At 60.7% G+C, this 12,621-nt stretch carries 16 protein-coding genes and 1 pseudogene; 12 read left to right on the forward strand and 5 right to left on the reverse strand.

Translation table 11 applies throughout. From position 1 onward, the window contains the following. The 7 genes from BN1136_RS11790 to BN1136_RS11815 all read left to right on the forward strand — a co-directional run. Positions 1 to 467: thiamine phosphate synthase (locus tag BN1136_RS11790; RefSeq protein WP_043808534.1), on the forward strand; the 467-nt coding region annotated here is incomplete at its 5' end. Further along, entirely contained in the window at positions 457 to 1,233 is a 777-nt protein-coding gene (locus BN1136_RS11795; RefSeq protein ID WP_043756981.1) for a HesA/MoeB/ThiF family protein, read from the forward strand. The genes BN1136_RS11790 and BN1136_RS11795, both read left to right, overlap by 11 nt. Next, positions 1,230 to 1,436 carry a sulfur carrier protein ThiS gene (gene thiS, locus BN1136_RS11800; RefSeq protein ID WP_042009043.1) on the forward strand — a complete coding sequence of 69 codons (207 nt, stop codon included), beginning with the start codon at positions 1,230 to 1,232 and terminating at the stop codon, positions 1,434 to 1,436. Before BN1136_RS11795 ends, thiS begins: the two co-directional genes overlap by 4 nt. 1 nt (position 1,437) lies before the next feature. After that, on the forward strand, positions 1,438 to 2,205 hold the full coding sequence (locus BN1136_RS11805) for a thiazole synthase (RefSeq protein WP_043756985.1): 768 nt from the start codon (positions 1,438 to 1,440) through the stop codon (positions 2,203 to 2,205). Next, positions 2,202 to 3,350 carry a 2-iminoacetate synthase ThiH gene (thiH, locus tag BN1136_RS11810; protein ID WP_043756989.1) on the forward strand — a complete coding sequence of 383 codons (1,149 nt, stop codon included), beginning with the start codon at positions 2,202 to 2,204 and terminating at the stop codon, positions 3,348 to 3,350. The genes BN1136_RS11805 and thiH overlap by 4 nt, the downstream gene beginning before the upstream one ends. Before the next feature lie 662 nt (positions 3,351 to 4,012). After that, positions 4,013 to 4,618 carry a peroxidase gene (locus BN1136_RS20415; RefSeq protein WP_197068444.1) on the forward strand — a complete coding sequence of 202 codons (606 nt, stop codon included), beginning with the start codon at positions 4,013 to 4,015 and terminating at the stop codon, positions 4,616 to 4,618. A gap of 12 nt (positions 4,619 to 4,630) precedes the next feature. Next, a complete protein-coding gene (locus BN1136_RS11815; protein ID WP_231557871.1) occupies positions 4,631 to 5,752 on the forward strand; it encodes a helix-turn-helix domain-containing protein in 1,122 nt (373 codons plus the stop codon). Positions 5,753 to 6,017: 265 nt separating this feature from the next. Here the strand turns inward: BN1136_RS11815 and BN1136_RS11820 are convergent, their stop codons facing one another. Beyond that, positions 6,018 to 6,464 carry a hypothetical protein gene (locus tag BN1136_RS11820; protein WP_043756995.1) on the reverse strand — a complete coding sequence of 149 codons (447 nt, stop codon included), beginning with the start codon at positions 6,462 to 6,464 and terminating at the stop codon, positions 6,018 to 6,020. Next, the gene (locus tag BN1136_RS11825) at positions 6,445 to 6,780 is read right to left on the reverse strand and encodes a hypothetical protein (RefSeq protein ID WP_043757126.1); all 336 of its coding nucleotides are present in this window, start codon (positions 6,778 to 6,780) and stop codon (positions 6,445 to 6,447) included. Before BN1136_RS11825 ends, BN1136_RS11820 begins: the two co-directional genes overlap by 20 nt. A 142-nt stretch (positions 6,781 to 6,922) precedes the next feature. Here BN1136_RS11825 and BN1136_RS11830 point away from each other — a divergent pair, with 142 nt between their 5' ends. The 3 genes from BN1136_RS11830 (at position 6,923) to BN1136_RS11840 (ending at position 9,162) form a co-directional block, all read left to right on the forward strand. Then, positions 6,923 to 7,246, forward strand: a complete 324-nt coding sequence (locus BN1136_RS11830) for a hypothetical protein (protein WP_231557872.1) — start codon at positions 6,923 to 6,925, stop codon at positions 7,244 to 7,246. Between the two features lie 242 nt (positions 7,247 to 7,488). Then, positions 7,489 to 8,073 carry a hypothetical protein gene (locus tag BN1136_RS11835; protein WP_043756998.1) on the forward strand — a complete coding sequence of 195 codons (585 nt, stop codon included), beginning with the start codon at positions 7,489 to 7,491 and terminating at the stop codon, positions 8,071 to 8,073. Positions 8,074 to 8,271: 198 nt separating this feature from the next. Next, complete coding sequence (locus tag BN1136_RS11840) at positions 8,272 to 9,162, forward strand: sensor domain-containing diguanylate cyclase (protein WP_043757001.1); 891 nt, start codon at positions 8,272 to 8,274, stop codon at positions 9,160 to 9,162. Positions 9,163 to 9,242: 80 nt separating this feature from the next. On the opposite strand, the gene BN1136_RS11845 is transcribed toward BN1136_RS11840, so the two are convergent. After that, the gene (locus BN1136_RS11845) at positions 9,243 to 9,881 is read right to left on the reverse strand and encodes an exopolysaccharide biosynthesis protein (protein ID WP_043757004.1); all 639 of its coding nucleotides are present in this window, start codon (positions 9,879 to 9,881) and stop codon (positions 9,243 to 9,245) included. A 210-nt stretch (positions 9,882 to 10,091) separates the two neighbouring features. On the opposite strand from BN1136_RS11845, the gene BN1136_RS11850 reads away from it, so the two are divergent. After that, positions 10,092 to 10,616: a GNAT family N-acetyltransferase gene (locus BN1136_RS11850; protein WP_081843580.1), complete on the forward strand. Its 525-nt coding sequence runs from the start codon at positions 10,092 to 10,094 to the stop codon at positions 10,614 to 10,616. Here the strand turns inward: BN1136_RS11850 and BN1136_RS11855 are convergent. Beyond that, positions 10,597 to 10,902 (reverse strand): monooxygenase, encoded by a 306-nt coding sequence (locus BN1136_RS11855; RefSeq protein WP_043757131.1) that lies wholly within the window; start codon positions 10,900 to 10,902, stop codon positions 10,597 to 10,599. The two genes, BN1136_RS11850 and BN1136_RS11855, sit on opposite strands and share 20 nt — an antisense overlap. A 117-nt stretch (positions 10,903 to 11,019) precedes the next feature. Here BN1136_RS11855 and BN1136_RS11860 point away from each other — a divergent pair, with 117 nt between their 5' ends. Next, positions 11,020 to 11,379 carry a winged helix-turn-helix transcriptional regulator gene (locus BN1136_RS11860; RefSeq protein ID WP_043757010.1) on the forward strand — a complete coding sequence of 120 codons (360 nt, stop codon included), beginning with the start codon at positions 11,020 to 11,022 and terminating at the stop codon, positions 11,377 to 11,379. Here BN1136_RS11860 and BN1136_RS11865 read toward each other — a convergent pair. Further along, positions 11,351 to 12,387, reverse strand: a pseudogene (locus tag BN1136_RS11865) (acyltransferase). The gene BN1136_RS11860 and the pseudogene BN1136_RS11865 sit on opposite strands and share 29 nt — an antisense overlap. Positions 12,388 to 12,621: the final 234 nt, after the last annotated feature.

A 12,621-nucleotide genomic window follows, 5' to 3' on the forward strand; every position in this document is an offset into this window, starting at 1 on the left:
AAGCCATCGAGGCGGGCGCCTGGGGCGTGCACCTGGGGCAGGAGGATATGGAGACCGCGGATCTCGCCGCCATTCAGGGGGCGGGGCTTCGCCTTGGCATCTCCACCCACGGCTACTTCGAGCTGATGCGGGCCCGCGAGCTGGCTCCCTCCTATATTGCGCTCGGTCATATCTTCCCGACCAACACCAAGGCGATGCCTTCGCGCCCCCAGGGGCTGGAGCGGCTGCACCGCTACCGCGCCCTGATGTGCGACTGGCCGACGGTCGCCATCGGCGGCATCAGCGAGGAGCGGGTGGCGGCGGTCAAGGCAAGCGGGGTCGGCAGCATCGCCCTGGTCTCTGCCATCACGGCGAGCGACGACTGGCAGGGGGCGACCGAGCGGCTGCTCGCCGCCGTGGGGGCGGGGGACGAGCCACGCTCGGCGCAGCTCATGACCGACATGCAGGAGGCGGCCCATGCTCTCTGATGCTGAGTATTTGCGATACGGCCGTCAGCTGATGTTGGGGGAGATCGGGGAAGCCGGGCAGGCGCGGCTAAAAGGCAAATCCGTGCTGATCGTGGGCCTGGGCGGGCTCGGCTCGCCGCTTGCCCTCTATCTGGCCGGTGCCGGGGTCGGCACCCTCTGGCTTGCCGATGGCGATACCGTGGATTCCAGCAATCTGCCGCGCCAGATCCTGTTCGATAGCGAGGCAGTCAACCACTCCAAGGCGGAGCTGGCCCGCGAGCGCTTGGCCGCCCACAACCCGCTGGTGGAGCTGATCGCCATCAACCAGCGCCTCGATGCCGCCAGCCTGCCCGGTTTTGTGGAAGAGGTGGATCTGGTTGTCGACTGCTGCGACAACCTGGCCACCCGCCAGGCCATCAACGCCGCCTGCGTGGCCCAGGGCAAACCCTGGGTCTGTGCCGCCGCTGTGGGCTGGCAGGGGCAGCTGATGGTACGCACAAGCCATGAGCACGCCTGCTACGCCTGCCTCTATCCGCAGGATACCAAAATCGCCGAGCGCTGCGAGACCAGCGGCGTCACCGGCCCGCTGGTCGGGGTGATGGGCTCCCTGCAGGCGCTGGAGGCGCTGAAACTGCTGCTCGGCCTGCCGAGCCCGGTCGCCGGCACCCTGCGCCGTTTCGATGCGCTGGCCCATCAGTGGCAGACCCTCACTCTGGCCCCCGATCCCGATTGCCCGGTTTGCGGGCAGCGCCGATGCCCGACAAACGATAAGGAAATCACCCCATGACCTTGACCATTCGACTCAACGATAAAGCCCAGCCGCTGGCGGCAGGGCAGAGCGTGGCCGACCTGCTGGCCGCCCAGGACGTCCATCCCCAGGGGGTGGCGGTGGCCCTTAACGGCGCCGTGCTGCCACGAGGCCGCTGGGCCGAGACCCGTCTCAATGACGGGGATGAACTCCACCTCTTCACCGCCATTGCAGGGGGCTGACATGCTCAAGATTGCCGATCACACCTTCTCCTCGCGCCTCTTCACCGGCACCGGCAAGTTTGCCCGCCCGGATCTGATGGCCGCCGCCATCGAGGCGAGCGGCTCCCAGCTCGTCACCATGGCCATCAAGCGCCTCGAACCGGGCAAGGCCCACGACGATATCTTGAGCCCCTTGCTGCAACTCGGGGTCAAGCTCTTGCCCAACACCTCCGGCGCCAAGACCGCCGCCGAGGCGGTGTTTGCCGCCCACCTGGCCCGCGAGGCGCTGGGGACGAACTGGCTCAAGCTCGAGATCCACCCCGATCCGCGCTATCTGCTGCCCGATCCCATCGAGACGCTCAAAGCCGCCGAACAGCTGGTGAAGGAGGGCTTTGTGGTGCTGCCCTACTGTGGCGCCGACCCCGTGCTGTGCAAACGGCTGGAAGAGGTGGGCTGCGCCGCCGTGATGCCCCTCGGCGCGCCCATCGGTTCGAATCAGGGGCTGGTGACCCGGGAGTTTTTATCCATCATCGTCGAGCAGGCCAATGTGCCCGTGGTGGTGGATGCTGGGATCGGTGCGCCGAGCCATGCCGCCGCCGCCTTTGAGCTGGGCGCCGATGCCGTGCTGGTCAATACCGCCATCGCGGTGAGCGGCGACCCGGTCGCCATGGGCCGCGCCTTCGCGCTGGCCTGTGAGGCAGGCCGTAGCGCCTATAAGGCGGGCCTGGGGGCACGCGGCGTGCAGGCCCAGGCCTCCAGCCCGCTCACCGATTTTCTGGGGGCCCTATGAGCGTGCACTTCGACTCCATCGAGGGCGTGAGTTTTCTCGATAGATGGCAGGCGCTGGAGTGGGACGACGTGGGGATGCAGGTACGCGCCAAGACCGCCGCGGACGTGGAGCGGGCGCTTGCCACTCCACGCCGCAGCCTGGATGACTTTATGGCGCTGATCTCCCCGGCCGCTGAGGCGTTTTTGCCGCAGATGGCGGCCGAAGCCGAGCGGCTGACCCGCCAGCGTTTCGGCAACACCATCGGCTTCTATGTGCCCCTCTATCTGTCGAACCTCTGCGCCAACGACTGCACCTACTGCGGCTTCTCCATGAGCAACCGTCTGAAGCGCAAGACCCTGAGCCTGGAGGAGATAGAGCGCGAGTGCCTCGCCATCAAGGCGCGCGGCTTTGACAGCGTGTTGCTGGTGACCGGCGAGCACGAGACCAAGGTGGGGCTTGGCTATTTTCGCGAGGTGATGCCCATCATTCGCCGCCACTTCAGCACGGTGGGGATGGAGGTGCAGCCCCTCTCGCAGGATGAATACGCCGAGCTCAAGACCCTCGGTCTTGATTCGGTCATGGTCTATCAGGAGACCTACCACGCCCCCACCTACGCCCGCCACCACCTGCGCGGCAACAAGCAGGACATCGCATGGCGGCTCGCCACGCCGGATCGGCTGGGCCGTGCCGGCATCGACAAGATAGGGCTGGGGGCGCTGATCGGTCTCTCCTCGGACTGGCGTGCCGACAGCTACTTCGTGGCCGAGCACCTCACCTGGCTCGAGCGCCACCACTGGCAGAGCCGCTATTCGCTCTCCTTCCCGCGCCTGCGCCCCTGCACCGGGGGGCTGGAGCCGGAAGTGGTCATGTCGGATCGCCAGCTGGCCCAGCTGATCTGCGCCTGGCGTCTCTTCTCGCCGACCCTGGATTTGTCCCTCTCGACCCGGGAATCACCGGCGTTTCGCAACGGCGCGGTGCGCCTTGGCATCACCCAGATGTCGGCCGAGTCGCGCACCCAGCCGGGTGGCTATGCCGAGGGGGATAAAGAGGAGCTGGAGCAGTTTGCCATCCACGACGACAGGCCGGTGGGGGAGGTGGCCGCCGCCGTGCGGCAGGCGGGGTTGCAGCCGGTGTTCAAGGACTGGGAACCGTTTTTGGGCCGATAGGGGCGGCCACGCCCCCCCTTTGCTGGGCAGCCCCCCCCGGCATGGCGGCCGGACTCCGCTGCCTGCGGCAAGTCTGATGGCACGGCGTCGCCGTGCCGTCGTAGGTTTGATTAGCGAAGCGTAATCAGACGTTCGCGGAGTTTGTCGAGGTGACTAGCCGTAGGGTCGATTAACCGTCAGGCGTAATCGTCCGCTCCGTGTGATGGGGGAATGGCACGGCCTTGCCGTGCAGGACGCGAGGCCGCCGGCCTCGAAGGGGTTTCGCCCGCCCTTCGGGCTTGGGCGAGTAACTTTTCTTTGCGTGGCCAAAGAAAAGTCACCAAAAGAAAGGCCACCCCCGCCAATCCGACCGCTACGCGGTTTCCCTCGGGTCAGGTGCAAGGTCGGACGGAGCGCCGCAGACGGCACATCCCTGTGCCGGCGGCGTCTGCGCCATCATCCCTGATGGCGCTCCTGACCTTGCCCCTTCCCCTCGGCGGATTGGAGGGGGGCACGAATGCCGTTATGCCCATTACGACTCAAGCTAGTGAGGTGAATAATCTGAATCTCTATGACATTTCCGTACAAGCTTGACAAAATTAGAAAATCGCAAGATCATGCAAGGACATTTCACCGAGCACCCTTATGGGCTACACCAACTCCTTGTCAGAGGATCTCTAAGTATGAAAAAACCGTGGGAATTGAATCCGGCATTATCCCAAGAGCGACTAAAGCGACTTGCATCTCTTATCCGAGATGTCAGAGATGATGTTATTGACAGACACGATGATGAGCTGGGTGATACTGCTCGTGCGACAGGAATGAGAGCTTATGAGTGCTCGCGTAACCGAATTATTCGTGCGGCTGCAGACAATGCTGGATGGCCATGGCTTGGAATTATAAAACCTGATGGTAAATTTACCTTCTCTGTTAGTTCTGTTCCTGTTCGACTATATCGCGGGATGCCATCTTGCCCAGAGGAACGCAGATTAATTCCTTCTATTGAGGCGATGAAGCAAATGTCGCTATTGCCCCCAGAGATTGGGGATGCAGCAACTGTACTTTGGTTTTTTGCTATCGAAGTAGATGAGTTTCGCTATGTAGAACGAGTCACTTTTTCCGGTTTTCAGAATGGTGTTCAAATTTCCTGTTGGGAAATTTCACTTGATGAGCGTGTCACTGCTTTGGGTCTTATTAACGAAGATCTCCCTGAGCCTATTAAAATTGATAAAGCATCTATCTCCATTAAGAGAAAAATCAAAAAAGTGGAGAATAGTGACAATGGTTAGTAGATTATGTCCATGACTTTCTATGGTGAGCGACTTCGTCTGGCTCGCATATTAAATGGCTTTACCTTGCAAGAGTTGGGTGAAGCTGTATCTGTATCTAGGCAAAGCATACATCAGTATGAGAGTGATATTCGTGCTCCTGCATCTGATGTCACGAATGCCCTTGCTGAATATCTAAGAGTACAGCCAGATTTTTTTGAAAGACCTCTTTCTGGTGATGTGAAACCAGAGCAATGCCATTTTAGAAAGAGACAAACCACCCCTGTAGGTGTAAAAGAGAGAGTTCAGGCATATAGTACAATCCTCGAGCAATTGGTGACAGAGTTGCATGAGCATTTGGATATGCCTGAAAATAAATTTAATCTTATCGACAATAGCAAAATAGATGAACTAACTTCGCCGATAATTGAAAAAATTGCGGAAGGTGCTAGAGCAAGATGGGGGCTATCACTAGATGCTCCCATCGACAACATGATCAATGTTGTTGAAAATCAGGGGGCAATTGTTACTTGCTTTGATGGTGTTTCTGAAAAAGTTGATGCGTTATCAGTTAATAGAAAGTACCCCATCATAATTCGAAACTCTGCCAAAGAAAGTGTATGTAGGATGCGTTTTGATTTAGCCCATGAGTGTGGACATTTAGTTATGCATGATGGGGTTGAAACTGGTTGTAAGCAAACTGAGCGTGAAGCGGATGCCTTTGCTAGCGCCTTTCTTTTTCCTCGTAGCTCTTTTGCTAGAGAGTTTCCATCTTGCTTAGGAAGAGACGGTGTTATTAATTGGAAAAAGGTATATGATCTCAAGGTTAGGTGGAAGGTTAGTGCAAAAGCGATAATATATAGAGCTCATTTCTTGGGTTTTATTAACGCGCAGCAATATAGAGGTGCCAATGTTTGGTTTAGTCAAACACGGCAAACAAGGAAAGAAAGATTAGATGATGAAATGGTTATGGAAGAGCCACATGTTTTACAGGAGAGCATCTCGCTGCTCAAGAATGAATTAGGTATATCATTTGATATGCTTGCTAAAAAGCTTGGGGTGCATACAAGACTTTTAGCAGACATCTGTGGTGTTGACTATGAAGAAGTCGATGAAATTGAATTTGATGATGTAGTTGTTCCTTTTAATTTTTGATGTTTATCGATGGCCTTTCTAGGGGCCATCCCATATAAAAATGTCTAATCTAAATAAAAGCAATGAGTAACTGCATTCATAATATAGAGTGAGTCTATATCTTCAAGTAATACTCTACTTTTTATCCGGCACAATGATATAACTTAGTGTCAAGTTAGTTATGTCAATGAAAATATATAAATGAGGCGTTTTGGATATGAGAAAGTCACCTACTCCTAATATTCGATATTTCAATACCTGAAGTACGTAGGTTCTCTTTTCCAACTCACAGCTGCTTTAGATATTCGCTTAATGAGAAGGGAAGAGCAAATTCCTTCATTCCGGCAAGCCTGTCCAGCTCTGCCTGCCCCATCTGCTGCAACTGGGTTTGCTGGGCTGGCGTCAGGGTGGTAGTCCTCGCCTTGATCAAGGTGTCGAGAAAGGTGCGGTCTCCCTCTACTGCTTGATGAAATGCCTTGAGCGCCAGCGCATCGACCTCTGCTGCGGTGCAGCGTTCCATGCTCTTTTCATGCAGATAGATAAGCGCGGTTACTTGTTGGTCTCTTTCCAGTGACCAGAAGGGGTCGCTTTTCGCGGGCAGTGCGGCGCTGTGTTGTGACTTGATGGCTTCGCACCGTTCAAACGCCGGATCCAAATCATGCAGTGACAAGGCCATGCTGCTTTGGCAAATGAAGAGCAGCAGAAATGTAAATTTACTTGTTATATGAGGCATGAACACATTTCCAGAACTGGGATTCTTTGCCTGCTGAAGACCATGCCATGGGTTCAACAACCTGGTTTAGTTTGTGGCGCAGGATATTGGGAATGCCTTCCATTGCTTGGCCATATAACTCCCAGTCGTAATCATTGATGTTGTAGGCAACGTCCTTGGCACTTCTCGGGTCGCTGAAAATCGTATAAAGCGGTGTGGTGGAAACAGCGACAGCCAGTTGATTAGCGCTGTCTACAAGCTGATCCATTTGCTCAAGGGCATCGATTGAACGGGAGCTCAATGTCAGCCCTTTGATCGGACACGTGGCTATCCCCATGGTACTCTCCTGTTTTTGGATGGACATGAATGAGGCCAAAATGGATACCATTTATGCGACTCATGATCAAACCCAAAGCTAGAAAAATGGGTGTCATCTCGTTCCGTATTGAGTGATGCCGAGCGTTAAGAGGCAGGCATTTATGATGATGTTATTGGTGGTTGTGCTTATTGCCGCTAGTTACCTCTTGTCGGATTGGGGGCGGCTTGCGGGGCGGCGTTTTGTATGTGGGTCATTCTTGATGCTCCTGTATCTTGCCCTCTATTACCTTTTTCCTTCTGATCTCGTCGGTAGCTCCATCCATCAAGGGCGTCTGGGGCAATATCTGCCGGTCTTGTCCTACGCCGCCATCTTGTTTGGTGAAGCCATTTTTCCCTTCGACAAGGGAAGGTATATCCCTTGGGTAGGCGTTGGTGGGTTGATCGCTTCTTCTCTCTATCACCTTATATTCTTCGTAATTCAGTAATGTACGTGGCCACAACCGCGGTGCTACTCGCGACAAACTGGAATGAGGGAGGCTCACCTTCTTTCGAATAGCCATCATCCGACATGGCTCTCGTTCGCCAGTCTCTGTCGCCCCCTGACCATGTGCGCATCGACCCGGGGCCGGTTTGTCTCTAGCATGGAGGGGAGGCGGAGCCTGGCTCCGCAAAATGGACTGGATTGTTGGCGAAGTTCGTCCTGCGAACTTCAGGCGGAGAGAAAAAGATGAAGCTGCGTTCCTTGTTGATGGTGGGGGCCCTGATGCTGGGCGGTTGTGTGGTCAATCCCTATGGGGGGACCCCGGCGCCGGTCGGCGAACCGGACAAGCCGGTGACCCAGCCGCAAAAGCCGGCGACCCAGCCCGGCAAGACGGAGCCGGTGCCCGCGCCCAAGCCGGTGGCGCCGACCGCTCTGGCGGTTGCCATGGCGGATGCCTTCCTGAAGTCTGCCGAGGTGCAGTCGATCGCGGGCAGCAGCCCGGTACTGTTGCTGATGGCACCCCAGAACGGCACGGGGGAGGCTTTCAGTACCCAGCCCATGGCGGTGGCCATGATCCAGCGCATCCAGGCCAACAGCGGTTTTCGCTTTGCCGACCCCGGCCAGGTGGCGGCCATCACGGGTCAGCTTGAATACCAGCAGGGGGGCATGAACCCCGCCTCCCTGGTGCGCCTGGGTCGCCAGACCGGCGCCGGCTACATGCTGTACGGGGATCTCGTCTCCGAGGGGAGCCGCTACCGGCTCGCCATGAGCCTGATGGATCTCAAGAGCGGCGAGCTGCTCTGGAACGGGAGCCGCTCCGCCCCCCGCTGATCCCCCCTGTGCGCCGGATCCCCTCCCTCGCGGGGGGATCCGGCCTTGCCAGCAAGCCACTTGCGACCCCTCTTCACACGCCGGCCCTGTGCCACCTGCGTTCCCAAGGCGCTGCCCGCCCATCCCCCTGTGCGATACTCGATGAGTCCTGTATAACAGGGGTATCGAGGCCTCACCCGCAGACAGCAAGGAGCTTGGATGGCGCTCTCAGTAGTACAACTCTATGAAGTGATGGCCCAGCTGCCGGACCCGGTCTTCATCCTCAGCGAGGATGGCTACTACATCGAATACATCGGCGGGGTGGAGCAGCAGTCCTACCAGAACGGCAACCCGCTTGTCGGCAAGCGGCTGCTGGACGTGCTGCCCGAAGAGAAGGCTCTGTGGGTGATGGAACAGGTGGCGCAGGCCCTCGCCAGCGGTCAGGTGCAGGTGGTGGAGTACGAGCTCTCCCCTGCCGAGGTGGACGGCATCGATGCCGAAGCGGGCCCCCAGGGGATGCAGCGCTTCGAGGGCAAGATAGCGCCGCTGCCTTCCCTCTACGAGGGCAAGCGGGCGGTGGCCTGGGTGACCCGCAGCATCACCCGCCAGCACGAGCTGCAGCAGCGGCTCAAGCGACTCGGCGAGACGGATCAGCTCACCGGCCTCTACAACCGCCACTTCTTCTTCGAGCACTACCACCACAGGGTGCAGGGCCAGCAGCTCACCGGCCTCATCATGCTGGATCTCGATCACTTCAAGCAGATCAACGATCGCTTCGGCCACCAGACCGGGGACGAGGTGCTGTGCCGGGTCTGCGAGTGTGTGGCGGCCCAGCTGCGGGGGGAGGATCTGTTCGTGCGCAGCGGAGGGGAGGAGTTTCTGATCCTGCTGCCGCAGATTGACGAGGGGATATTGCTGAAGGTGGCGGAGCGGATTCGCGCCGCGGTGGCGGCCATGGCGCCGGATCCGGCTCCCGTCACCGTGAGCCTGGGCACCACCCTGATCCGGCCGGGTGAGGAGCTCGGCGCCGTGCTGGCCCGGGCGGACGAGTGGCTCTATCGGGCCAAGCGGGGCGGGCGAAACCGCATCGCCCACGACGGAGAATCCTGAAGAGGCGAGGGCTCTGATGAACGAGGGCGACCCTGTTTGTCTGACACGGTCGCCCTCGTCGTTGTCGGCCCCCGCCCGGGTCAGCCAAAGAGGGTCGAGATATTCTGGCCCGCCATCAGCAGGCCGATGGCCAGCACGCTGAACCAGACCAGGGTGGCGCTGACCAGGGTGTAGCCGAGGGCGACGAAGAGGCCGTCCCGCTGCAGCATGCCGATGGCCAGCAGCAGGATGGCCCAGGCGGGCATGGCGTTGGTGAAGGGAATGGCGCCCAGCGGCAGCATCAGCAGCAGGGCCGCCAGCATGATCAGCAGGCCGTTGCAGCGGTTGATGGTCACGCTGCCGGTCAGGATCAGCAGGCGCGGCCGGATGAAGCGGTCGATGCGGGCCAGCAGATCGGCCCCCTTGTGCAGGGTCGGCTTGAGGTGTTCGGCGGCGAAGCGGCGCTCCATCAGGAAGGCGGGCAGCCAGGGTACCCGGTTGAGGGTGATGCCGACGCCGATGAAGAGGATCAGCAGGCCGAAGGGGGTGCTGACGCCGGGAATGGAGACCGGCAGCAGGAAGGGGACGGTGAGCAGCACGCAGAACAGCAGCATGCCCTGCTCGCCCACCAGGGCCAGCATCTGGCGCAGGCTGATGTGGCTCTCCTCGATGGCGTGGGCGGTGGCCCTCAGGGTATCGGAGAGCGTGCTTTGTGGGTCGTTGAGTTGCGTGGCAACCATTCCTGGGATCCTCATCCTGTTGACGCCACCTCTGTGGCGCCGCCAGCTTACGGAGGCGAGGTTAATCCGAGATGAACATGGTGAGCCGGCGCAAAAAATGGGGGCGGGGGGAGCAGATCCCCCAGTGGCAGGCCAATATCGGCTTGACCCTGAGGTTCTGAGTCCCATGATGGCAGGACGCCTCCAACAGGAACCTGCGCCTTGAACCCACTGTCATCCCTGCCCCGCACACTGCCCCTGCTGTCGACCCGGCGACTGCTGCTGCGCCCGCTCACCCCGCAGGACGGCGCGGATCTCTTCGCCATCTACGGGGATCCCGAGGTGATGCGCTTCGTCGGGGAGCCGCCGTTTCCCGAGCCGGCCACCGTGGGGCTGATGTTGGCGAGCGTGGCGCGCCTGCTGGCCGCCGGGGAGTCCCTGGAGTGGGGCGTGACGGCACGGGAGGGGGGCCGCGTCATCGGTACCTGCGGCTTGCACAGTTTCGACGAACACCTCTGCCAGGCAGAGATGGGCTGCATGCTGGCCCGGCGCCACTGGGGCCAGGGCTTGATGGGGGAGGCGCTGACTGCCGTGATGGAGTATGCCGGGGAGCTGGGCATTCATACCCTGCTTGCGGATATCGAGCCGGAGAATCTGCCCAGCCAGCGGCTGTTTGGCCGGCTGGGCTTTGTCTGGCAGGGGGAGACCCGCTACCGGCTGCTTCTGGGGGAAGGGGTCAGGCCAGACCGCGGGTGAGACGGCTGAGGGGCTCGTTGACGTCGAATACCCTGTACTGCACCGCACTGGCGCCCATGGCGAGCACCCGCTGCTCGTGCATGGTGGCGTAGGCGAGGGCGCTCCCCTCATCCTCGAACAGATAGATGCCGCCCGCCTCGCCGGTGCGCGGGTTTTCGGTCCAGATCTTGGAGATGAAGCCCGGCTCCCGGGTGATGGACTCGGCCAGCGGCATGGCCGCGCTCGTGAGGGCCGGTCCCATCATCTCGGCGGGGAAGTTGAAATGGATCTGCAGCAGGCTGGGCATGGTGACCTCTCTCGGGGAAATGATGGAGTCCGCATCATAGGAAGCCCGCATCTTGGCTGCAAGAAGGCACATTTTCGTGGCATAGTTACCGCAAAGTAACCACTCGCGAGCCATCCCGTGTCCTCACTGCCCTGTCCCGCCTACCGGGTGCTGCGCCTGCTGGCCGGCAAATGGAAACCGGCCATTCTGTTTCATCTGCGCGAGCAGACCCTGCGCTTTGGCGACCTGCGCCGCAGCCTGCCCGGGGTGAGCCAGAAGGTGCTCACCGCCCAGCTCAAGGAGCTGGAGACTGACGGCGTCGTCATCCGCACCCTCTACCCGGACGTGCCGCCTCGGGTGGAGTACAGCCTGAGCCCCCTCGGCATCGCCCTGATCCCCCTGCTACAGCAGATGCACGACTTCGCCCTGAACCACGGCGATCTACTGGCCGGATCGGAACCGGTCGCTTCTAGCGAGCCCGTAGCAGCCGACGACTGAGCGGGTTTGCCGCCAGCAGCCCATAGGCGAGCAGGGTGAGCGCCAGCAGCACGGGCACCTTGATGATCTCCCACCACACCAGCTTGCCCTGGGGGCCGAAGATCATCAGCCACACCACCAGCATCATGTGCAGGCAGTAGAGACCGAGCACCTTGGGGGCCTGGCGCTCGAGCCAGCTGCCCTTGCCCCACGCCGGGTTTGCCAGCAGCAGACCGAACAGGCCGAGGGCCCAGGGGAGGGAGCCGATCAGGAAGTCGTGGCGGTTGAGGGGGACGGCGGCAAAGCGCAGCAGGCCTGCGGCCTCCAGGGCGTAGAGCCCCATTCCCGTCACCATCAGCAGGGCGCAGCGCCGCCCGTCCGGGCGCCAGGCACGGTGGCGCAGCTCGGCGCCAAGGGTCACGAACAGCAGGGAGAAGAAGGGGCCGTTGCGGGTCAGCAGGGCCCACTCCCCCCCGGCAGCAGCGGGCCATAGGAGCCGCCAAGCAGGGCCAACCCGAAGAGCAGGGCGCCGAGCACCAGGGCGAGCCGGGGCAGTCCGGCGCGCTGGCAGAGCGCCAGGATCAGCACCGCCAGCATCAGGGCGGGCAGGAACCAGAGGTGGATCATGCCGCCCACCCACCAGACGTTGAGATGATCCCCGAGCTGCATCTGCCACTGGCTCGCCATGGCGGGCAGGTAGCCCTCGCTCACAGCCGCGAGCGGATTGAAGGGCACCAGCACGTAGAGCAGGCTCCACGCCAGCCAGAGTCCCAGCAGGGGGCGGCAGTAACGCAGGGCCACCGTCAGGGGGTGGCCCGCGGCCAGGGTGGGTTGCAGAAAGTAGCCGGCGCACAGGAAGAAGAGCGGCACCGCGAAGCGGCAGAGCTGGTTGATAATGGCCCCGACCAGAGGGTAGGGCGTGCCGTCCCACAGGGCGGGGTCGAAGGGGTTGCTGAAGGGGGAGAGGTGAATGGTCATCACGGCCAGGATGGCCACCACTCGTCCGCATTCGATGCTGGAGATGCGCATGATTCCTCGCGGCGTTCGGGGTGTTGGCACACCCTAGCAGCCCCACCCGACCCCGGCCAGCGCGCCGGCCGACAACTGTGACCCCGTCCCTCGCCGGTTACCCTTTGTTACCTGTGCCGACGGGGGTGTTACGCCCCGCGGGCTTCGGGCCGCGCTCAGATCAGGGCGACCAGCAGGGTCGCCAGGGCCCCCAGCAGCAGCAGGGCGATGCCGCGCCCGGCCGGGCCGTGCAAT

Source organism: Aeromonas taiwanensis (assembly GCF_000820165.1).
GTDB lineage: Bacteria > Pseudomonadota > Gammaproteobacteria > Enterobacterales > Aeromonadaceae > Aeromonas > Aeromonas taiwanensis.

Excerpts from the sequence above, each read along its gene's own strand:
- BN1136_RS11795 (WP_043756981.1), top strand. The coding sequence starts at position 457 with ATGCTCTCTGATGCTGAGTATTTGCGATACGGCCGTCAGCTGATGTTG.
- thiS (WP_042009043.1), top strand. The coding sequence starts at position 1,230 with ATGACCTTGACCATTCGACTCAACGATAAAGCCCAGCCGCTGGCGGCA.
- BN1136_RS11805 (WP_043756985.1), top strand. The coding sequence starts at position 1,438 with ATGCTCAAGATTGCCGATCACACCTTCTCCTCGCGCCTCTTCACCGGC.
- thiH (WP_043756989.1), top strand. The coding sequence starts at position 2,202 with ATGAGCGTGCACTTCGACTCCATCGAGGGCGTGAGTTTTCTCGATAGA.
- BN1136_RS20415 (WP_197068444.1), top strand. The coding sequence starts at position 4,013 with ATGAAAAAACCGTGGGAATTGAATCCGGCATTATCCCAAGAGCGACTA.
- BN1136_RS11815 (WP_231557871.1), top strand. The coding sequence starts at position 4,631 with ATGACTTTCTATGGTGAGCGACTTCGTCTGGCTCGCATATTAAATGGC.
- BN1136_RS11820 (WP_043756995.1), bottom strand. The coding sequence starts at position 6,464 with ATGCCTCATATAACAAGTAAATTTACATTTCTGCTGCTCTTCATTTGC.
- BN1136_RS11825 (WP_043757126.1), bottom strand. The coding sequence starts at position 6,780 with ATGGGGATAGCCACGTGTCCGATCAAAGGGCTGACATTGAGCTCCCGT.
- BN1136_RS11830 (WP_231557872.1), top strand. The coding sequence starts at position 6,923 with ATGATGATGTTATTGGTGGTTGTGCTTATTGCCGCTAGTTACCTCTTG.
- BN1136_RS11835 (WP_043756998.1), top strand. The coding sequence starts at position 7,489 with ATGAAGCTGCGTTCCTTGTTGATGGTGGGGGCCCTGATGCTGGGCGGT.
- BN1136_RS11840 (WP_043757001.1), top strand. The coding sequence starts at position 8,272 with ATGGCGCTCTCAGTAGTACAACTCTATGAAGTGATGGCCCAGCTGCCG.
- BN1136_RS11845 (WP_043757004.1), bottom strand. The coding sequence starts at position 9,881 with ATGGTTGCCACGCAACTCAACGACCCACAAAGCACGCTCTCCGATACC.
- BN1136_RS11855 (WP_043757131.1), bottom strand. The coding sequence starts at position 10,902 with ATGCCCAGCCTGCTGCAGATCCATTTCAACTTCCCCGCCGAGATGATG.